This is a genomic window from Streptomyces sp. NPDC002701 (assembly GCF_042889045.1).
GTDB lineage: Bacteria > Actinomycetota > Actinomycetes > Streptomycetales > Streptomycetaceae > Streptomyces.
In genome coordinates this window covers 1-21,574 of the sequence record NZ_JBIAQL010000013.1, presented here as the reverse complement: position 1 = coordinate 21,574, position 21,574 = coordinate 1, and the positions used below count along the sequence as shown (strand labels likewise).

General features: G+C 70.2%; 13 protein-coding genes, 1 tRNA gene and 1 rRNA gene. 3 read left to right on the top strand and 12 right to left on the bottom strand.

Annotation, left to right across the window (positions count from 1 at the left end):
• Positions 1-133 precede the first annotated feature (133 nt).
• Both ACFYXC_RS28335 and ACFYXC_RS28330 read left to right on the top strand, forming a co-directional pair.
• A complete protein-coding gene (locus ACFYXC_RS28335) occupies positions 134-964 on the top strand; it encodes an Fpg/Nei family DNA glycosylase (protein ID WP_389554666.1) in 831 nt (276 codons plus the stop codon).
• Positions 965-1,050: 86 nt separating this feature from the next.
• Entirely contained in the window at positions 1,051-1,815 is a 765-nt protein-coding gene (locus ACFYXC_RS28330) for an SDR family NAD(P)-dependent oxidoreductase (protein WP_389554663.1), read from the top strand.
• 616 nt (positions 1,816-2,431) lie between these two features.
• Here the strand turns inward: ACFYXC_RS28330 and ACFYXC_RS28325 are convergent.
• The 9 genes from ACFYXC_RS28325 to ACFYXC_RS28285 form a co-directional block, all read right to left on the bottom strand.
• Positions 2,432-2,911, bottom strand: a complete 480-nt coding sequence (locus tag ACFYXC_RS28325; RefSeq protein ID WP_388926549.1) for a Dps family protein — start codon at positions 2,909-2,911, stop codon at positions 2,432-2,434.
• A gap of 278 nt (positions 2,912-3,189) precedes the next feature.
• Positions 3,190-3,564 (bottom strand): helix-turn-helix domain-containing protein, encoded by a 375-nt coding sequence (locus ACFYXC_RS28320; protein ID WP_388926546.1) that lies wholly within the window; start codon positions 3,562-3,564, stop codon positions 3,190-3,192.
• Positions 3,565-3,673: 109 nt separating this feature from the next.
• Positions 3,674-4,219, bottom strand: a complete 546-nt coding sequence (locus tag ACFYXC_RS28315) for a CinA family protein (RefSeq protein WP_389554660.1) — start codon at positions 4,217-4,219, stop codon at positions 3,674-3,676.
• Positions 4,216-5,022, bottom strand: a complete 807-nt coding sequence (gene pgsA / locus ACFYXC_RS28310) for a CDP-diacylglycerol--glycerol-3-phosphate 3-phosphatidyltransferase (protein ID WP_389554658.1) — start codon at positions 5,020-5,022, stop codon at positions 4,216-4,218. Before pgsA ends, ACFYXC_RS28315 begins: the two co-directional genes overlap by 4 nt.
• Entirely contained in the window at positions 5,019-6,500 is a 1,482-nt protein-coding gene (rimO, locus tag ACFYXC_RS28305) for a 30S ribosomal protein S12 methylthiotransferase RimO (RefSeq protein ID WP_388926537.1), read from the bottom strand. Before rimO ends, pgsA begins: the two co-directional genes overlap by 4 nt.
• Before the next feature lie 142 nt (positions 6,501-6,642).
• Positions 6,643-7,497, bottom strand: coding sequence for a helix-turn-helix domain-containing protein (locus ACFYXC_RS28300; RefSeq protein WP_388926534.1), 855 nt, complete (start codon positions 7,495-7,497; stop codon positions 6,643-6,645).
• A 318-nt stretch (positions 7,498-7,815) separates the two neighbouring features.
• Positions 7,816-10,593 carry a DNA translocase FtsK gene (locus tag ACFYXC_RS28295; RefSeq protein WP_389554656.1) on the bottom strand — a complete coding sequence of 926 codons (2,778 nt, stop codon included), beginning with the start codon at positions 10,591-10,593 and terminating at the stop codon, positions 7,816-7,818.
• 292 nt (positions 10,594-10,885) lie between these two features.
• Positions 10,886-11,572, bottom strand: coding sequence for a two-component system response regulator (locus tag ACFYXC_RS28290; protein WP_388926527.1), 687 nt, complete (start codon positions 11,570-11,572; stop codon positions 10,886-10,888).
• A gap of 338 nt (positions 11,573-11,910) precedes the next feature.
• Complete coding sequence (locus ACFYXC_RS28285; RefSeq protein WP_389554654.1) at positions 11,911-17,397, bottom strand: HAMP domain-containing protein; 5,487 nt, start codon at positions 17,395-17,397, stop codon at positions 11,911-11,913.
• Between the two features lie 330 nt (positions 17,398-17,727).
• On the opposite strand from ACFYXC_RS28285, the gene ACFYXC_RS28280 reads away from it, so the two are divergent.
• On the top strand, positions 17,728-20,475 hold the full coding sequence (locus tag ACFYXC_RS28280) for a SpoIIE family protein phosphatase (RefSeq protein WP_388926518.1): 2,748 nt from the start codon (positions 17,728-17,730) through the stop codon (positions 20,473-20,475).
• 73 nt (positions 20,476-20,548) lie between these two features.
• Here ACFYXC_RS28280 and ACFYXC_RS28275 read toward each other — a convergent pair.
• The 3 genes from ACFYXC_RS28275 to rrf form a co-directional block, all read right to left on the bottom strand.
• Positions 20,549-20,621 (bottom strand) — tRNA-Thr (locus ACFYXC_RS28275).
• Positions 20,622-20,703: 82 nt separating this feature from the next.
• Complete coding sequence (locus ACFYXC_RS28270) at positions 20,704-21,366, bottom strand: DegT/DnrJ/EryC1/StrS family aminotransferase (RefSeq protein WP_389554875.1); 663 nt, start codon at positions 21,364-21,366, stop codon at positions 20,704-20,706.
• Positions 21,367-21,479: 113 nt separating this feature from the next.
• Positions 21,480-21,574 (bottom strand): 5S ribosomal RNA (rrf, locus tag ACFYXC_RS28265); the annotation flags it as partial.

The window sequence follows — 21,574 nt, the reverse complement described above, 5'->3', positions numbered from 1 at the left end:
GTCCACCGGCAGCATCCCCCCGGCCCGCCTCACCCAGGCGCCTCCCTCAACCGCCCAAGCCCGGCCCGCCCAGTCCGGGAGCGCCCTTCCCCGCGAAGGACGCTCCCACCCCACCCGTGAAACCCTGGATCCCATGCCTGAAGGAGACACCGTCTGGCAGGCCACCAAGCGCCTGCACGACGCCCTCGCGGGTCACGTGCTCACCCGTTCCGACCTCCGGGTCCCGAAGTACGCCCTGTCCGACCTCACCGGGCGTACGGTCCTGGACGTCACCCCGCGCGGGAAGCACCTGCTCACCCGCATCGAGGGCGGTCTGACCCTGCACTCGCACCTGCGCATGGACGGTTCCTGGAAGATCTACGCCCCCGGTGACCGCTGGAGCGGCGGGCCCGGCCACCAGATCCGCGCGATCCTGGGCACCGAGGAGCGCACGGCCGTCGGCTACCGGCTGCCCGTGCTGGAACTGCTCCACACCGCCGACGAGGACCGCGCGGTCGGCCATCTCGGCCCCGACCTCCTGGGCCCCGACTGGGATCCCGACCAGGCCCTGGCGAACGTCCGGCGCGACCCGGACCGGGCCCTCGGCGAGGCCCTCCTCGACCAGCGCAATCTCGCCGGCATCGGCAACGTCTACAAGAGCGAGCTCTGCTTCCTGCTGCACGTCACGCCCTGGGTGCCCGTCGGCCGGCTCTCCGACGAGTACGCCGCCCACCTGATGACACTCTCCAAGAAGCTCCTGGACGCCAACCGTGAGCGCTCCAACCGCATCACGACCGGCCGCCGCGACCAGAACCTGTACGTGTACGGCCGCGCGGGCCGCCCCTGCCTGCGCTGCGGCACCCGGATCCGGGTGGCGAACCAGGGCGACGGCTCCCGCGAGCGCCCCACGTACTGGTGCCCGACCTGCCAGCAGGGCCCGACCCCGCAACCCGGCCCGGTCGCCGGGCTCGGCCGCACGAGGTGACGGCCACCCGCCCCACCTCATGACGTCCGGTTTCCGCCCCGCACAGGGAATTGACGACCCGTCAGAAGCGCTCGTACGGTCCTTTCATGCCCGTCACGGCGTACGACCTCACCGGACGCACCGCATTCGTCACCGGCGCGGCGAGCGGCATCGGCCGCGCCAGCGCCGTGCTGCTCGCCGAGGCGGGCGCGACCGTCCACTGCGCGGACCGTGACACTCGGGGCCTCGACGGAACGGCCGCCCTGATCAAGGACCGGGGCGGTACGGCCCACACCCACGCCCTCGACGTCACCGACCGGGAACGGCTGGGCGAGGCGGTCGCGACCTGCGCGCGCCTGGACGTCATGGCCGCCGTCGCCGGGATCATGCACAGCAGCCCCGTCCTGGAGACCCGGGACGAGGACCTCGACCGGGTCCTGGCGGTCAACTTCAAGGGTGTCCTGTACGCCTGCCAGGAGGCGGCCCGCTCGATGCTGGCCTCCGCCACCCGCGGCAGCATCATCACGATGGCCTCCGGAGCCGTCGACACCGGCGGGCCGGGGCTGCTCTCCTACGGGGCCGCGAAGGCGGCGGTCGTACAGTTGACGAAGACCCTGGCGACCGAGATGGGCCCGCACGGGATACGCGTCAACGCGGTCGCACCGGGCTGGGTCCGTACACCGATGACCGACCGCCACGACGGCGAGGCCCAGGCGCGGACGGAGACCTTGATGGCACGGATGTCCCCACTGGGCCGGGTCGGTGACCCCGTGGACATCGCCCACGCGGTCCTGCACCTCGCCTCCGACGCCTCGGCCTTCACGACGGGCCAGATCCTCCGCCCGAACGGGGGCGTGGCGATGCCCTGGTAGCGACACCCCCGCCCGGCGTTCCCCGCGCACACTCCGTCCGCGGGCCCGCACCGACCCAGGCCACCCAGGCCGAACCCGAGATCCGCGAACCGCCACCCGCCACTCACGGCCCGCGACCCACGGCCCCTCACCCGCGACCCAACAGCAAGCACCCTCAGAAGGGCTCGCCCCGCCCCAGAAACGGTCCACCTCTCCTTCGCCAAGCCTCCGAGACCCGTCGCATCCACCGGTCCGACCCGGCCGCCCCCACAGCCCGGTTCTTCGGCACGCAGTGCACCGGCAGCAGGCTCAGCCCCCACCCGCCGGCCGCGACGGCACCCTCCAGCACCCCGGCGTCGGCAGCGAACGCCAGGCGTATCACCGCCCACCACCACAGCCCGCCGACGCCCAGAGCCAGCCCCCACCTGCCTATTCGTCCCATCCGCCCGGTCATGGCACCGCCTCCAGCCCGACGCTAGACCGCCGTGCTCCCGCATCGACAGGGCGCATCGGCACCACGAGAGCGCGCTGGGCGCACGCGCGAGTCCCACCCGACCGCAGCACGCCCCGTGCCCGTATCGACGCCGGCACCGGGCCCGAAGCCCATCTCGATATCAAGACCGAAGCCGAGGCCGCGTCAGCCGTTGCCCGCGTTCTCCGCCTGGAACATCCAGTGGTGCTTCTCGAGGTCCGCGGTGATCCCGATGAGGAGGTCCTGACTCACCGGGTCCGGAGTCTCCGTCGCTTCCACGCGCTCCCGCATCCGTCCGATGACGGCTGCGAGCGCGTCGACGAGGGCGCCGACCGCGTCGACGTCCCTCACCCATCCGTCCGGCTGGACACGGATTCCGCTGCTGCTCGCGACGGTCGCGGCCCGTCCGTCCGGTGAGACACCCAGCGCCGAGGCACGTTCCGCCACGCTGTCGGAGTGCAGCCGGGCGGAGTCGACGACCTCGTCGAGCTGGAGGTGGATGGACCGGAAACGCGGCCCGACCACGTTCCAGTGGATCTGCTTCGCCACGAGCGACAGATCCACCAGATCGACGAGCGCACCCTGCAGTGCCTCGGACACGATTTTCAGGTCGGCATCGGACAGCGGGCTCTTCACGACGTACATCGACATCCTCCGGTCAGCAGCGGCCCCCGGCCTTGCGCCCCCGCCACTCCACCATCGCCGCCCCGACCATTCCCGGCAAACGCGCCGCATCACCCCCGGCGCTCCCCCGGGCACCCACACCGAGCCGCGGCGCCAACGCAAGAACCCCGGCCGCGCTCCTCCAGGTCTCCCCGGAGAAGACCCGGCCGGGGCCCTCACACAACTCTTTTGCACAGAGCGCGAGCTTCTCGGCACGCGGCCCCGAAGCTGCTCAGCTCATGGGCGCGAGCCCATGAGCGTCACGCGGCGACGACGTCGACCGCCTCCGCAGGCGCCTTGATGGTCACCCGTTCCGGCGGGACACCGCTCACCGAGACGGAGTTGAGCCTTGGGCGTACCGGTGTGGGCACAGGCTCGGCAGCCGCTGCCGACTGGGCCAGTTCAGCGAGTGCGAGTTCGTCGCTCACTTCCCGCATGAGTTCGGACATCCGTACGTCCAGCGCGTCGCAGATCGCGGAGAGCAGCTCGGAGGAAGCCTCCTTCTGCCCCCGCTCCACCTCGGAGAGATAGCCGAGTGAAACTCGGGCGGACGAGGAGACTTCGCGCAGAGTACGGCCCTGGCGCTGGCGCTGCCGACGCAGCACGTCACCAAGCAGGCGACGGAGCAGAATCATCGGTGGCTCCCTCCTCGGACCGCGTAGCCGCATCCTTCTCGCCCCACCGTACCGCCTAGCGCCGCGGCCGTGCGGGGAGCGATGTCGTGTTCACTCAGGGCTGCAAACATCAAAACCCCCCGTTCTGTTCCGTATCCTGTGCCCGCTCATTCTCAGCGCGTTCGCCCACAAGCCGCTCCAGAAGCAGGCCGAGTACGCTCCGTACACTCTCCATACGGATTTCCGTCCGGGAGCCGTTCAACCGCAGCGCCGTCACTTTCCCGCCAGAAGCGCCCGCCGTCGTGGTCCCGGGAGGTCCGTCGACGGCGACGAAGACCGTACCGACCGGCTGTCCGTCCTGGGGTTCGGGCCCCGCGACTCCGGTGGTCGAGATTCCCCAGTCCGCGCCGAGAATCCGGCGGGCGCCGGCCGCCATCTGGGCCGCGACCTGCGGATCCACCGCTCCGCGCTGGTCCAGCAGAGTGGCGTCGACTCCCAGCACGTCCCGCTTGAGGTCGGTGGCGTACGCGGTCACCGAGCCGCGGAACGCCTTGGAGGCCCCGGGCACCGCCGCGAGCTCCGCGGCCACCAGACCGCCGGTCAGCGACTCGGCGACGGCAAGGGTCTCTCCCCTCACCGTGAGTAGTCGCAGCACGTCGGCGGCCGTGGAGGTCACGCTTCCGCCTCCTCGGTGGCGGCCCGTCGCTCGGCCAGACCCTGGCGCCGCAGCACAATGGCCTGTCTCACATAGTCGGCGCCCGTCGCGACGGTGAGGGCGACCGCTGCGGCCATCACCCAGAACCTCAGGGTCGCCAGCGGCCCCACCAGCGCCAGGACGTACATCCCGACGGCCACGCCCTGCGTGAGCGTCTTGACCTTGCCGCCGCGGCTGGCGGGGATCACGCCGTAGCGGATCACCAGGAAGCGCAGGCAGGTGATCCCGAGCTCACGTCCGAGGATCACCCCGGTCACCCACCACGGCAGATCGCCTAGGTAGGAGAGACAGATCAGCGCCGCACCCATGATCGCCTTGTCGGCGATGGGGTCGGCGATCTTCCCGAAGTCGGTGACGAGATTGTACGTACGTGCCAGATGGCCGTCGAAGATGTCCGTGATCATGGCGACCGCGAAAGCCGCCCAGGCCCAGGCCCGCCACACGGGGTCGTAACCGCCATCGGCCAGCATCAGCGCCACGAACCCCGGCACGAGCACCAGGCGGAGCATGGTGAGCAGGTTGGCCACGTTCCACAGGCTGGCCTGGTTGACGGCCGCGGCGCCGAGCTTGCCGCCGGGCGGCGTCTTCTGGCCCTGGGCGCCGGAAGCACCCGTGGCAACGGCCCCGCCTTCGGCCCCAGCCCTCGCGCCGGCGCTGGCACCAGCACCCGTAACGGCGACACCGCGCGTCCCGGACGTTCCCGCGGCACCGCGCGTACCGGGCGCACCGGGGCCGCCCGCCGCGGATGCCGGGGCTCCGGTCATCTGGCCGCCTCCTCAGTACACACCAGCGAGCCCGGGAGCGGCTCGGCCACCAAGTCGACACCTTCCGTGCCGACCACCTTCGCCTCGACCATACGACCGACGGTCAGTCCTTCGCCGCTCGTGAACAGCACCTGGCCGTCGGTCTCGGGCGCCTGGTGCGCGGCGCGGCCGTACGCCGCCTCGTCCTCGGCGGCCGAGCCGGTGGACTCGACGAGCACCTGCAGGGTCTCCCCGACGCGCTCCTCCGCCCGCTGGGAGACCAGTTCCTCCGCGAGCCGGGACACCCGTGCGAGCCGCTCGGCGACGACGTCCTCGTCCAGCTTGTTCTCGTACGTCGCCGCTTCGGTGCCGTCCTCGTCGGAGTACCCGAAGACGCCGATGGCGTCCAGCCGCGCGCCGGTCAGGAAGCGCTCCAGCTCCGCCAGGTCGTCCGCGCTCTCGCCGGGGAATCCCACGATGAAGTTGGACCGGACCCCGGCCTGCGGGGCCTTGGAGCGGATCGTGTCGAGGAGGCCGAGGAACTGGTCGGTGTTCCCGAAGCGCCGCATCGCGCGCAGCACCCCGGGCGCGGAGTGCTGGAACGACAGGTCGAAGTAGGGGGCGATCTTCGGTGTGGAGGTCAGCACGTCGATGAGGCCGGGCCGCATCTCGGCGGGCTGGAGGTAGCTGACCCGCACCCGCTCGATGCCGTCGACGCCGGCGAGCTCCGGCAGCAGCGTCTCCAGGAGCCTGATGTCGCCGAGGTCCTTGCCGTACGACGTGTTGTTCTCGGAGACCAGCATGACCTCCTTCACGCCCTGTTCGGCGAGCCAGCGCGTCTCGGCCAGTACGTCGCTGGGGCGCCGCGAGATGAAAGAGCCGCGGAAGGACGGGATGGCGCAGAAGGAGCAGCGCCGGTCGCAGCCGGAGGCGAGCTTCACCGAGGCGACCGGGGATCCGTCCAGCCGCCGGCGCAGGGGCGCGCGGGGGCCGGATTCCGGAGCGAGCCCTTCGGGGAGGTCGGCGGGGCCGTGCCCGGGCAGGGCGACCTCCGCGCCGGCGTCCTGGCGCTCGGCGGGGCTGATCGGCAGCAGCTTGCGCCGGTCGCGCGGGGTGTGGGCGGCGTGGATCCCGCCGTTCAGGATGGTCTGCAGCCGGTCGGAGATGTCGGCGTAGTCGTCGAAGCCGAGCACGCCGTCGGCCTCGGGCAGGGCCTCGGCCAGTTCCTTGCCGTACCGCTCGGCCATGCAGCCGACGGCGACCACCGCCTGCGTTCTGCCGTGACCCTTGAGATCGTTGGCTTCCAGGAGGGCGTCGACGGAGTCCTTCTTGGCGGCCTCGACGAAGCCACAGGTGTTGACGACGGCGACGTCCGCGTTCTCGGCGTCCTCCACGAGGTGCCAGCCGTCCGCCTCCAAACGGCCTGCGAGCTCCTCCGAGTCCACCTCGTTACGGGCGCAGCCAAGAGTGACGAGTGCGACGGTACGGCGTTCAGGCATGGGCTCAAGACTACTTCGTCCCAGTGACAGCCCACGTCGACGGGGTTGGCCGATCCTGGCCAACCCCGTTCCCGCGTGCCCGGAAGGCCGGGCGGACGGGTGGACACGCGTTCGCCGGTACGGGCCGGCGAGGCCGCTCGGCTCAGCCGACCTCGGGGTCGCCCTTCGTGTAGGTGAGCCGCTCGACCTGTCCCGACTGGAACTCGTCGTCGATCTTCTTGCCGTTCACGTACAGCTGGATGGCGCCCGCGTCACCGAGGACGAGGTCGACCTTCTCCTTGTCCTGGAAGGTCTTGGTGTCGCCCTGCTCCAGCAGGCCGTCGAAGAGCAGCCGTCCGTTGTGGTCCTTGGCCGAGATCCAGCTGCGGCCGTCGGGGGCACTGACCTGGACGGTGACCTTGTCCTGCGGCGCGGCCGCGATGGCGCTGTCGGACGGGTCGGGCTTCGCGGTCTGCTTGGTCGGGGCCGGCTTGGTCTCGGCCGACTTGCCGGCGGTGGGCGTGGATCCCTCGGCGACCTGGGCCTTCGTGCCGTCGTCGTCGCCGCTGAACAGGGTGAAGCCGACGAAGCCGATCACGGCGACGATCGCGGCGACCATGGCCGCGGTCCAGTTGGGGCCCCGGCGCTCGGGGCGGATGCGCTCCGCCTCGAACATGGGTGCCGCGGGGGTGGGTGCCGGCCGCCCGCCGTGATCGGCGTCGTAGGCCGCGAGGAGCGGCACCGGGTCGAGTTCGACGGCGCGGGCGAGCGTCTTGATGTGGCCGCGCGCGTAGACGTCGCCGCCGCAGGGGCCGAAGTCGTCCTGTTCGATCGCGTGCACGATGGCGATACGGACCCGCGTGGCGTTACTGACGTCGTCGACGGTCAGTCCCGCCGCGATGCGCGCCTGCCGCAGAGCATCGCCGACCGAGGGCCGATCGTCCTCTACGGAGGGACGCTCGTCCTGAGGGGAGTTGTCGTCGGAGGGGTTGTCGTCAGGGGAGTTGCCGATGGACACGGGGGCGCCTTTCGAGCGTCGAGCCACCTGTGCTGGGGGTTCAGTCTAGGGGGGGTGCGAAAGGGTGGGGCAACCGGGCGGTGGGACTTTGTACGCCATCAGAATGGCCGGTCATCCTGATGATGGGACATGTTCCTGTCCCCTTGCTCAACTTGACGTGCGACGTAGGGAAACGGTTGCTCACCGTTTCCTTACGGCTGAGTCACGTTCGGATCACCCCGATGGCCCGGCCTAAACCTCCGGCTTTCCGACGGGGCCCGAACGGCCTCGCGGGAGGGAGCGGCCCCCTCCGCGGAGCGAACGGTCCGCCCTGTCTCCCTACGGTTGAGCCTCCCCACGGATCACCGCGAGCACTCCGTCCAGCTCGTCGGCCTTCACCAGGACATCACGCGCCTTGGACCCCTCGCTGGGCCCCACGATGTTGCGGGACTCCATGAGGTCCATGAGCCGCCCGGCCTTGGCGAAGCCGACGCGCAGCTTGCGCTGGAGCATCGAGGTCGACCCGAACTGCGTGGAGACGACGAGTTCCGCGGCCTGGCACAGCAGGTCGAGGTCGTCGCCGATGTCCTCGTCGATCTCCTTCTTCTGCTTGGTGCCCACGGTGACGTCGTCCCGGAAGACCGGCGCCATCTGGTCCTTGCAGTGCTGCACGACGGCGGCGACCTCGTCCTCGGTGACGAAGGCCCCCTGCATCCGGGTGGGCTTGTTCGCGCCCATCGGCAGGAAGAGTCCGTCGCCCTTGCCGATCAGCTTCTCGGCGCCCGGCTGGTCGAGGATGACGCGGCTGTCGGCGAGCGAGGACGTGGCGAAGGCGAGCCGGGACGGCACGTTCGCCTTGATCAGACCGGTGACGACGTCGACGGACGGCCGCTGTGTGGCGAGCACCAGGTGGATGCCGGCCGCGCGCGCGAGCTGGGTGATACGCACGATGGCGTCCTCCACGTCCCGCGGCGCGACCATCATCAGGTCGGCGAGCTCGTCCACGATCACCAGCAGATACGGGTAGGGGGACAGTTCCCGCTCGCTGCCCTCGGGCAGCTTGACCTTGCCCTTCCTGATGGCGTCGTTGAAGTCGTCGATGTGCCGGTACCCGAACGCCGCCAGGTCGTCGTACCGCAGATCCATCTCCCGTACGACCCACTGCAGCGCCTCGGCGGCCCGCTTCGGGTTGGTGATGATGGGGGTGATCAGGTGCGGAATGCCTTCGTAGGCGGTCAGCTCGACGCGCTTGGGGTCGACCAGGACCATGCGCACGTCCTCGGGGGTCGCCCGCACCATGACCGAGGTGATCAGGCAGTTGATGCACGAGGACTTTCCGGAGCCGGTGGCTCCGGCCACCAGGACGTGCGGCATCTTCGCGAGGTTGGCCATCACGTAGCCGCCCTCGACGTCCTTGCCGAGCGCGACCAGCATCGGGTGGTCGTCCTCGGCGGCGGCCGCGAGGCGGAGCACATCGCCGAGGTTGACCATCTCGCGGTCGGTGTTGGGGATCTCGATGCCGACGGCGGACTTGCCGGGGATCGGGCTGATGATCCGCACGTCCGGGCTGGCGACGGCGTACGCGATGTTCTTGGCGAGGGCCGTGATCCGCTCGACCTTCACGGCGGGGCCGAGCTCGACCTCGTACCGCGTGACCGTCGGGCCGCGGGTGAAGCCCGTGACGGCCGCGTCGACCTTGAACTCGGTGAAGACGTTGGTGAGCGAGGCGACGATGGCGTCGTTCGCGGCGCTGCGCGTCTTGCCGGGGCCACCGCGCTCCAGCAGGTCGAGCGACGGCAGAGCGTACGTGATGTCGCCGGAGAGCTGGAGCTGCTCGGCCCGTGCCGGGAGGTCCCTGGGCGCGTCGGGAGCGGGTTTGGTCAGGTCGGCGACCTCGCCCCGCAGAGTCTCCTGCTTGGGCCTGGTGCTCCTGGCACGCGCGGCGGGCACCGGTGTCGGCTCCGCGGCGGGTCCCGCCACCTCGCCGTGGCCCGTGCCCTCACGGTCGCCGCGGTCCGTGCCGACGCCCTGCGTCAGGTCGGCGACCAGCGGCGAGGGCGGCATCCCGTGCATCACGGCGCCGTCGAGTGCCGCGGCGGCGGCCGCGGCCACGTCGACCGCGTCCATGGGCCTGTCCATCTCGGGCTGCTGCACGGCGGGCCGCCTCCGACGGCCCCGGCGCTGCGACAGCGCCTCCTGCTCGGCGTCGTCCGGGTCGTACGCCCCGGGCTCCGGCCGGCGCCGCCTGCCTTTCGCGGGCAGTGCCTCCCGCCACTGCTCGTCGTACCGCTCGTCGTCCTCGCCGTACTCCTCGTAGCTCTCGTAGACCTCGTCGGTCGCCCGCGGCTGCAGCACGCCGAGGCGGACACCGAGCAGCCGCAGCCGGTGCGGGATCGCGTTGACGGGCGTCGCCGTGACCACGAGCAGCCCGAAGATCGTGAGCAGCACGAGGAGCGGCACGGCTAGAACGTCACCCATCGTGTACGTCAGCGGGGTCGCCGCGCTCCAGCCGATGAGCCCGCCCGCGTCCCTTATCGCCTGCATGCCGTCGCTGCGCGCGGGCGCCCCGCAGGCGATGTGGACCTGGCCGAGCACACCGATGGCGAGCGCGGACAGGCCGATGACGATGCGCCCGTTGGCCTCGGGCTTCTCGGGATGCCGGATGAGCCGGGCGGCGACGACCGCCAGCAGTATCGGCACCAGCAGGTCGAGGCGCCCGAACGCGCCGGTCACCAGCATCTCGACGAGGTCGCCCACCGGGCCGCGCAGGTTGGACCAGGTTCCCGCGGCGGTGATCAGCACGAGGCCGATCAGCAGCAGTGCGAGACCGTCCTTGCGGTGCGCCGGGTCGAGTCCCCTCGCGCCCTGCCCTATGCCGCGGAACACGGCGCCGACGGCGTGCGCGACTCCGAGCCAGAGGGCGCGTACGAGCCGGTACACGCCCCCGGTCGGGCTGGGCGCCGGCCTCGGGGGCGGCGCTTTCCTGACGGCGGCCTTCTTGGCGGGCGCCTTCTTCGCGGGAGCTTTTCTGGCCGGGGCCCTCTTCGCCACAGCCTTCGTCGGAGCGACCGCCTTCTTCGGGGTCGGCTTCTTGGCTGCGGGCTGACGTGAGGCCATGGGTGTGAGGTTACCGGTGGAGACCACTGCGGACACGTGTGCCCACTGCTTCACCCGTTCGTGTCGTCCATCCGGGGCACGGAACTGACGCCGCCTCGGCAGCAACACCGGCCCGGGACTGCGCCGTTCGGCTCACGAACGACCGCGGGACGCGCGCGACCCGGTAGACCGCATCCCGGACCCCCGCCGCCCCACCGGCCACATGCGGCAGAGGCAGAGGCAGCATGACGCCTCCCGTGCCGGAGGGCGTCCGAATCAGTGCCGGACGGACGATCCGTGTCCGCGCCCGGGCTCAGTTCTGCGACGGCAGCGAGGCCGCCCCGCTGCCCGTGCCCGGCTCCAGCGCGTCCAACGCGCGGCGCAACCCCGTCAGTTTGCGTTCGAGATGGGCGGCGGTCGCCACCGCCGCCGCGTCCGCCGAGTCGTCGTCCAGCTGTTTGGACAGCGCCTCGGCCTGCTCCTCGACGGCCGCGAGCCGCGCGGAGAGCTCGGCGAGCAGTCCGGCCGGCTCCTTGGGATCGCCGAGAGCCGCTTTGCCGCCGCCACCCTCCAGCTGGAGGCGCAGCAGCGCCGCCTGCTCCCGCAGTTGGCAGTTCTTCATGTACAGCTCGACGAAGACCGAGACCTTCGCGCGCAGCACCCACGGATCGAACGGCTTGCTGATGTAGTCCACCGCACCCGCCGCGTATCCCCGGAAGGTGTGGTGCGGGCCGTGGTTGATCGCGGTGAGGAAGATGATCGGGATGTCCCGGGTCCGTTCTCGCCTCTTGATGTGCGCGGCGGTCTCGAAACCGTCCATGCCTGGCATCTGGACGTCCAGCAGAATGACCGCGAAGTCGTCCGTGAGCAGTGCTTTGAGCGCTTCCTCCCCGGAAGATGCCCGAACCAGTGTCTGATCGAGCGCAGAGAGGATGGCCTCCAGCGCCAGCAGATTCTCCGGCCGGTCATCGACCAGGAGGATCTTGGCCTTCTGCACCATGGCCCGCCCTCCTCGTCCCGGCAGTGCACCGGGCGCCGCCCCAGGGGACGGCTTCTGAGCGCCGCCCGTCCTTGTGCCGGTCATGGTAGCCGCACCCCGCCTGTCGCCACACCCTGTCACCGCGATGTCACTGTGCACGTAGCAGAAACGTAGCGGGGGACCAGAAGGTTCCCCGAATCCCGGGTTTCTACACGGCTCCGGACACGGTCAGTCAACAATCCGGCATGCCGGACCGCCACCCGACCGCCCCGTGCGCGCGGTCATTTCCCTGCCACTCAATCATCCTCCGGCCGCCCGGTCACACCCCGCCGTCCGCGTGGCCGCGCTCCGCCGTCCGCTCACTGGCCGCGCATCCACTGCTCCATCACCGACAGCAGATGGTCGGGATCGACCGGCTTCGTCACGTAGTCGGAGGCGCCCGACTCGATGGCCTTCTCCCGGTCGCCCTTCATCGCCTTCGCGGTGAGGGCGATGATCGGCAGCCCGGAGAACTGGGGCATCCTGCGGATCGCCGTCGTGGTCGCGTAGCCGTCCATCTCCGGCATCATGATGTCCATCAGGACGACCGTCACGTCGTCGTGCTGCTCCAGCACCTCGATGCCCTCGCGGCCGTTCTCGGCGTACAGCACCGAAAGACCGTGCTGCTCCAGGACGCTGGTGAGCGCGAACACGTTGCGGATGTCGTCGTCGACGATCAGCACCTTCTCGCCCTCGAAGCGGAAGACGGCGCGTGGCCGCGCGGCCACCTCCTCGCCATCCGTGGCCCACGCCTCCGGAGCCTGCCCCGAGGACCCCGGCAGCGCGTGCCGCTGCTCGGCCGCGGGCACCGCCCTGCGACGCCGCCTGAAGAGCGCGGCGGTCCCGTTCTGGGCCTCCTGGTACGACTTGATCTCCGCCGGTGTCTCCGTCCGGGCCTCGGGCTCGTCGTCCGAGCCCGCCGGCAGCGCCCCGTTCTCCAGGGGCGGGGAGAGCTGCGGGTAGCCCTGCGGCGGCAGCTCGCTCGGGTGCAGCGGCAGATACAGCGTGAACGTGGAGCCGCGTCCCGGCTCGCTCTGCGCGTGGATCTCGCCGCCCAGCAGCCGCGCGATCTCCCGCGAGATGGACAGTCCGAGGCCCGTACCGCCGTACTTGCGGCTCGTCGTACCGTCCGCCTGCTTGAACGCCTCGAAGATCACGCGCATCTTGCTGGCCGCGATACCGATACCGGTGTCGGTCACCGAGAACGCGATGAGGTCGGCGTCCGCGTCCCGCAGCGAGCCCGCCTCCAGCAACTGCTCCCGGATGGCGACCGGCACCTCCGCGCCCGCGGGCCGGATGACCAGTTCGACCGCCCCCGTGTCGGTGAACTTCACCGCGTTCGACAGGAGGTTGCGCAGCACCTGGAGGAGCCGCTGTTCGTCCGTGTGCAGCGTGGCCGGCAGCTCCGGCGACACCCGTACGGAGAAGTCGAGCCCCTTCTCCGCGGTCAGCGGACGGAAAGTGGCCTCCACGTAGTCGACGAGCTGGACCAGGGCGATACGCGTCGGCGACACGTCCATCTTGCCCGCCTCGACCTTCGACAGGTCGAGGATGTCGTTGATCAGCTGGAGCAGGTCGGAACCCGCCCCGTGGATCGTCTCGGCGAACTCGACCTGCTTCGGGGTGAGGTTGGTGTCCGCGTTGTCGGCGAGCAGCTTGGCGAGGATGAGCAGTGAGTTGAGCGGCGTGCGCAGCTCGTGGGACATGTTGGCCAGGAACTCGCTCTTGTAGCGCATGGAGACCGCGAGTTGCTCGGCGCGCTCCTCCAGGACCTGCCGCGCCTCTTCGATCTCGGTGTTCTTTACCTCGATGTCGCGGTTCTGCTGGGCCAGCAGCTCGGCCTTCTCCTCCAGTTCGGCGTTGGACTCCTGGAGCGCCTTCTGCCGGTTCTCCAGCTCCTCCGACCGCTCCCGCAGCTGCTCGGTCAGCTCCTGCGACTGCTTGAGCAGCACCTCGGTCTTGGTGTTCACCGCGATGGTGTTGACGCTCGTCGCGATCATCTCGGCGATCTGGCTCAGGAAGTCCTTCTGGATCTGCGTGAACGAGTGGAACGACGCCAGTTCGATCACCCCGAGGACGGTCGCCTCGAACAGCACCGGCAGCACGATGACATGCGCCGGAGGTGCCTCCCCCAGACTGGAGGCGATCTTCAGATACCCCGGCGGCACGTTCTCCACGAGGATCGTGCGCTTCTCCTTGGCGGCCGTCCCGATCAGCGTCTCACCGGGCCGGAACGACGTCGGCATGGAGCCCATCGAGTAGCCGTACGACCCGAGCATGCGCAGTTCGTACGAGTCGTCGTGCGCGGCGCCCACGTCCTTGCCGTCGTCCAGCGGCATCGCCAGGAAGAACGCGCCGTGCTGCGCCGAGACCACCGGAGTCAGCTCGCTCATGATGAGCGAGGCCACGTCGGCGAGGTCGCGGCGGCCCTGCATCAGGCCGGAGATCCGGGCGAGGTTGCCCTTCAGCCAGTCCTGCTCCTTGTTGGCGATGGTGGTGTCGCGGAGGTTCGCGATCATCTTGTTGATGTAGTCCTGAAGTTCCTGGATCTCGCCGGAGGCGTCCACGTCGATCTTCAGGTTGAGGTCGCCGCGGGTCACGGCGGTCGCCACGCGCGCGATGGCACGCACCTGCCGGGTCAGGTTCCCGGCCATCTCGTTCACCGACTCGGTCAGGTCGCGCCAGGTGCCGTCGACGTCACGCACGCGCGCCTGGCCGCCCAGCTGGCCCTCGGTGCCCACCTCGCGGGCGACCCGGGTGACCTCCTCGGCGAACGACGACAGCTGGTCGACCATCGTGTTGATGGTGGTCTTCAGCTCCAGGATCTCGCCGCGCGCGTCGATGTCGATCTTCTTGGTCAGGTCGCCCTTGGCGATGGCCGTGGTGACCATCGCGATGTTGCGCACCTGGCCGGTCAGGTTGGACGCCATGCCGTTCACGGACTCGGTGAGGTCCTTCCACGTACCGGACACGCCCGGTACGCGCGCCTGGCCGCCGAGGATGCCGTCCGTGCCCACCTCGCGGGCCACCTTGGTGACCTGGTCGGCGAACGAACTCAGCGTCTTCACCATGGTGTTGAAGGTGTCGGCGAGCTGCGCGACCTCGCCGCGCGCCTCGATCGTCACCGTCCTCGTCAGGTCACCGTTGGCGACGGCCGCCGCGACCTGGGAGATGTTGCGCACCTGCACGGTCAGGTTGTTGGCCATCAGGTTGACATTGTCACTGAGGTCCTTCCAGATGCCCGTTACACCCGGTACACGCGCCTGACCGCCCAACTGGCCCTCGGTGCCCACCTCGCGGGCCACCCGGGTCACCTGCTCGGCGAACGACGACAGCTGGTCGACCATCGTGTTGACGGTGGTGACGAGTTCGAGGATCTCACCCTTCGCGTCGACGGTGATCTTCTTCGACAGGTCGCCCCTGGCGACGGCGGTCGTGACCTCGGCGATGTTGCGCACCTGGATCGTCAGGTTGTTCGCCATGAAGTTCACGGACTGCGTGAGGTCCTTCCAGGTGCCGGAGACACCCTGCACCTCGGCCTGCCCGCCGAGGATGCCCTCGGTGCCCACCTCACGGGCCACCCTGGTGACCTGCTCGGCGAAGTTCGACAGCTGGTCCACCATCGTGTTGAGGGTGTTCTTCAGCTCCAGGATCTCGCCGCGCGCGTCCACGTCGATCTTCTGCGACAGGTCACCGCGCGCCACCGCCGTCGCGACCTGCGCGATGTTGCGCACCTGGGCGGTGAGGTTGCCGGCCATGCCGTTCACCGAGTCGGTGAGGTCCCGCCACACGCCCGCGACGCCCGGCACCTGCGCCTGACCGCCGAGGCGGCCGTCCGTGCCCACCTCACGGGCCACCCGGGTCACCTGCTCGGCGAAGGCGCTGAGCTGGTCGACCATGGTGTTGATCGTGTTCTTCAGTTCGAGGATCTCGCCACGGGCGTCGACCTCGATCTTCTGCGACAGGTCACCGCGCGCCACCGCCGTCGTCACCTGGGCGATCTGCCGCACCTGGGACGTGAGGTTGCCCGCCATGAAGTTGACGGAGTCCGTGAGGTCCTTCCACGTACCGGAAACGCCGTCCACGCGCGCCTGGCCGCCCAGACGGCCCTCCGTGCCCACGTCCCGCGCCATCCGCGTCACCTGGTCGGCGAAGGACGACAGCTGGTCCACCATCGTGTTCACGGTGTTCTTCAGCGCGAGCATCTCGCCGGAGACGTCCACGGTGACCTTCTGCGACAGGTCGCCGTTGGCCACCGCCGTCGTCACCTGCGCGATGTTCCTCACCTGCCCGGTGAGGTTACGGAACGCCGTGTTGACGGAGTCGGTGAGGTCCTTCCACGTACCGGCCGCGCCGGGCACCTGCGCCTGACCGCCCAGCTCGCCCTCGACGCCGACCTCCCGCGCCACGCGGGTGACCTCCGCACCGAAGCTCGACAGCTGGTCGACCATCGTGTTGACGGTGTTCTTGAGCTCCAGCATCTCGCCGGCGACCTCGACGCTGACCTTCTGCGACAGATCACCGTTGGCCACCGCAGTAGTTACTGCGGCGATGTCCCGCACCTGCGTGGTGAGATTCCGGAAGACCGTGTTCACCGAATCGGTGAGGTCCTTCCACGTTCCCGCCGCGCCCGGCACGTTCGCCTGGCCGCCGAGCCGCCCCTCGCCACCGACCTCGTTGGCGACACGGGTGACCTCGTCCGCGAAGGTCCGCAGCGTCTCGGTCATCTGGTTGATCGTCTCGGCGAGCTGCGCGACCTCGCCGCGCGCCGAGACGGTGACCTTCTGCGACAGATCACCGTTGGCGACCGCCGTGGTGACCTGGGCGATACCGCGCACCTGGGCGGTCAGATTGCCCGCCATGAGGTTCACCGAGTCGGTGAGGTCCTTCCACACACCGGCCACACCGGGCACCTGCGCCTGGCCGCCCAGCTCACCCTCGGTGCCCACCTCGCGCGCTACCCGCGTCACCTCGGAGGAGAACGAGGACAACTGGTCCACCATCGTGTTGACGGTGTTCTTCAGCTCCAGCATCTCGCCGGCCACGTGAACCGTGACCTTCCGGGACAGATCGCCCTTGGCGACCGCCGTCGTCACCAGCGCGATGTCCCGCACCTGAGCCGTCAGCCGGTACGCCATCGTGTTGACGGAGTCCGTGAGGTCCTTCCACGAACCGGACATACCGCGCACCCGGGCCTGTCCGCCCAGCTTGCCCTCGGTGCCGACCTCGCTGGCCACCCGCGTGACCTCGTCGGTGAACGTGGACAGTTGGTCGACCAGGTTGTTGACCGTGCGCCCGACCTTCAGGAACTCGCCCCGCAGCGGATGACCGTTGCCGTCGACGGCCGGCGCCCGCAGCTCCATACGCGGCGACAGGTCGCCCTCCGCCACCGCGGACAGCACCCGGCCGACCTCGGAGACGGGCCGCACGAGATCGTCCACGAGCGCGTTGGACGCGTCGATCGCCGCGGCCCAGGAGCCCTCGCAGGCCCCCGTCTCCAGCCGTTCCGTGAGCTTTCCCTCACGTCCGACCATGCGCCGCACCCGCGACAGCTCACCCGTGAGCTGCAGATTCCGGTCGCCCACCTCGTTGAAGACCGCCGCGATCTCGGACATCACGCCGTCGCCGGAGACCGTGAGCCGCTTGCGGAAGTTGCCGTCCCGCATCGACACGAGGGCCGCCAGCAGCTTGTTCAGGGCCGCCGTGTCCACCTCGGTGGTGCCGTTGCGTGGTTTGCTCCGGTTACTCAGGGACTGTCCGCCTTTCGCGCGCGTCTTAGTGCCCCGCGTCGCTGCGCCAGACTCCACTGTGTCCCTCCCGCAAGGGTCGACCGTTACTGCTCGGCGTACTCGGATACCGCTGGTCCGCTACTGCTGTTCCACTTGCCGGAAGGCTCTCGGCCTGCCCGGACCTTCTCCTGAAGCCTGCCCAGTGTTTCACCATGGTTGAACCAGGCCATAACAGTTCGGCAGCTTCGCACACGGTCCGCACACCCTCCGGACGTAAACACTGGCAACCGGCATCCGTATGGACGGCGAAGGTAAGTAACCTTGCATGCGGCTGTCCAGCCACGCCGGTCCTGTCGGCCTGGGCGGTGGCACGAGCACGAGCGGGCAGGCATCGGAGGGCACCGCACCATGACCACCGGACTGCATCCCGGGGGACCACCCCAGGATCCCCGGCCGACCGAGAACCAGCTCCTGCCGCGGCAGGGGCGGGCCGGCCATGAAGCCCTGCCCGCCGACGACCGGACAAGGAGTTCTGTGATCACCGCTCGCGCGGCCGCCAGCTTCGACCCTGTCGGGCGGTCCGTCGCGACCGCCCGCTCCTTCGTCCGTGACACCCTCCAGGGCTGGGGCTTCGCCGACATCGTCGACGACGCCGTGGTCCTCACCAGCGAGCTGGTCACCAACGCCGTCGTGCACGCCGGCACCGCCGCGGACGTCCTGTGCCTCCGCAGCGACGACGGCGTACGGATCGAGGTCGCGGACCACTACCCGGAACGTGAGATCCCGCTCCAGGGGAACGCCCTCACCATGGGCAACCCCGACCGCGAAGGCGGCCGCGGCCTCCAGCTCTGCGCCGCCCTGGCCGGCCGCTGGGGCGTCGAGTACACGCCCACCCGCAAGCAGGTCTGGTTCCAGCTCGACCTCCCCGAGCGCGCGGTCGGCACCCGCACGGCGGGCCCCTCACTCCCCTCCCACCTGCTCCCGCTCGCCGACGGCCGCGTCCGCGTGGCCGTCGTCCAGATCGACCGCGCCGGCGCGATCAACGCCTGGAACGAGGACGCGGAGGAACTCTTCGGCTACGGGGCCGAGCAGGTCATAGGAAAACCGCTCACCGACCTGGCGGCCTGGCCCCACACCCCCGGCACCGGCACCGGCATCGCCGAGGCCCTCCAGCTCTCCCGCTGGGAGGGCAGCTACGGCCTGCGCGGCGCCAACGGCCGCGTCACCCCCGTCTACGCCTCGCACCTGCGCGTCCGCGACACCGACGGCGAACCCTCCACGGTCTGCCTCCTGGTACGCGACCACGAACGCGCGGTCCTCCAGACGCCGCTGCGCGCCTCGGCGACGGACACGACCACCAGCTCCGAGGGCCAGGCATCGGACTCCTTCGAGGTCTTCATCGGCTCACCGGCCCCGGACGACCTCGACGGCCTCCTCCAGCGCACGGTGGAACGCGCCCGCGACATGCTCGACGGCGACTCAGCCTTCCTGCTCCTGGCCACCGACGACGAGACGGAGCTGGAGGTACGCGCCTCCACCGGCCTCCCCTCCGCCCGTCAGCGCTTCGCCCGCGTCCCCGTGGAAGCGGGCACCGGACGCTACGGCTCCGCCCGCATGCCGGCCGTCCACGAGGACCTCACGGCCGTCCCGGGCGCCGTACCGCTCCTCAGCGGCACCGGCATGCGCTCGGTCGTCACGGTCCCCCTCAAGGTCGAGGGCCGGCTCACCGGCTCGCTCGGCGTGGCCGCCGAGTCGCCGAGCCGCTACTCGAACGAGGAGGCCCTGCGCCTCCAGTTCGCCGCCGACCGCATCGCCCTCGCCGTGGAATCGGCCCGCCTGGGCGAGCTGGAACGGCTGCGCCGCGGCTCGCTGTCCTTCCTCGTCGAGGCGTCCGACCTCCTCGCGGGCACGCTCGACCGCGACCAGACGCTGGCCCTGATGGCCCAGATGACGGTCCCGACCCTGGCCACCTGGTGCGCCGTCTACACGATCGCCGACCAGTCCTCCGACCCCTACCTCTCGTACGTCCTGCACGAGGACGAGGAACGCATCGACGGCCTCAAGGCCCTCCTGTCGAAGATCGCCCCTCCGGACCCGGTCCCCACCCCGGGCGCCCGCGTCTGGGCCGCGCCCGCGGAGGCGGCCCACACGGCCGCCCTGCGCACCTCCATGCGCAGCCTCGGCCTGGGCGAACCCGCCACGGTCAGCTCCGGCATCGGTACGACACTGGCGACGGCCGGCGCGGTCGGCGGCGAGACGGTCGTCCTGCCCCTGGTGGCCCGCAACCGCGTCATCGGCATGCTGACCCTCGGCAAGCCGACGGACGAGCACTTCCGCCAGGAGATCCTGGAACTGGCCGAGGACCTGAGCCGCAGAGCGGCCCTCGCCCTGGACAACGCCCGCCTGTACTCGGAGCGCACGGCCATCAGCCAGTCCCTCCAGCGCAGCCTCCTGCCCCCGGAACTCCCCCACATCGAGGGCGTGGAGGTCGAGGTCATCTACCGCGCGGCAGGCGAGGGCAACGAGGTCGGCGGCGACTTCTACGACCTCTTCCCCATCCGCGACGGCGCCTACGGCTTCGCCATCGGAGACGTCTGCGGTACGGGACCGGAGGCGGCCGCGGTCACCGGCCTCGCCCGGCACGCACTGCGCCTGCTGGCCCGCGAGGGGTACGGCGGCCCGGCGGTCCTGGACCGGCTGAACTCCGCGATCCTCGACGAAGGCGCCCGCAGCCGCTTCCTGACCCTCCTGTACGGCGAGTTGTGGCCCCAGGAGGACGGCTCGGCGCTGCTGAAGGTGGTCTGCGCCGGCCACCCGCTCCCCCTGCGGCTCCGCCCGGACGGCACCGTCGAGCCGGCCGCCGAACCGCAGCCGCTCCTCGGCGTCATGGACGATCTGGAGCTGTACGAGCAGGAAGTGACCCTCGACCCGGGGGACGTCCTGCTGTGTGTGACGGACGGCGTCACCGAACGCCGTGAGGGAACCCGCATGCTGGGCGACGACGGCCTCGCGGAGGTCCTCACCACCTGCACGGGTCTGACGGCCGGCGCGGTGGCCGCCCGCATCATGCGCGCGGTCGAGCGCTTCGCGAGCGACGCCCCGTCCGACGACATGGCCATTCTGGCGATGCGCGTCCCGGGTCTGCAGAACGACTGATCCGGGCGTCCTGATCCGGCCCCGGAACACACGAAAGGCCCCCGCCCAAGAGGGCGGGGGCCTTTTCTGTCTGAGCCCCCAAACGGAATCGAACCGTTGACCTTCTCCTTACCATGGAGACGCTCTACCGACTGAGCTATAGGGGCCTGTTGCTTTCGAGGTCTCCCTCGCGGCAACGGAACAGAGCATACCCCGAACGCCGGTGTGCTCCCAACTGCGTTCGATCAGCTAGAAGGCAGGCTGAAGCAGTCCACCGAGGGCGTTGCACGCGGACACGATCCGCTGCATCTCCCGCTTCGTCAACGCCGCGTGGACCGGCAGCGCCAGCGTCTCGTCGGCAGCCCGCTCGGTCTCCGGCAGGCAGACGTCACGCCGGAAGGCCGGCATCCGGTGCACCGGCGTCTTCACCGGCACCCGGCACTCGACGCCCCTGGCCCGCAGGGCTCGCGCGAACGCGTCGCGATCCGGCCGCCCGTTCCCCGGCACCCGCACGACGTACTGCTGGTACGTGTGTCCCGCGCCGCGCTCCGGTGTCCGCACGCCCCGCAGCCGCCCGTCGAGGAAGCTCGCGTGCGCCCTGCGCTCCTCGATCCCGGCGTACGGCGCCTCGGACTCGCCCTGTTCGAGCACCAGCAGTCCGTGCCGCTGCCCGATGTCCCACAACCGCGGCATGTCAGCGAGCCGCCCGAACCGGTGTACGGCCACGACCGCGGCGGTACGCGGCCCGACAGCCGCCTCCACCTCCGCGGCGTCGAGGCAGTACGTGCCCGGGTCGATGTCGACGAACATCGGCAGCGCGCCGGCCAGGATCACGGCCTCGGCGACCTCGGTGTTCCCGAAGGCGGGCACGATGACCTCGTCACCGGCTCCGACACCTGCGGCCCTGAGCATTGCAGCAGTACCCATGTCTGTGATGTTGGTCGCGCAACGTGAACTCCAAGTGACGCCCAACAAAAAAGAGCTGGTCCCTGAACTTAAGTTCAGGGACCAGCTCTTCAAAAGGAGTTCGGCGGCGTCCTACTCTCCCACAGGGTCCCCCCTGCAGTACCATCGGCGCTGTAAGGCTTAGCTTCCGGGTTCGGAATGTAACCGGGCGTTT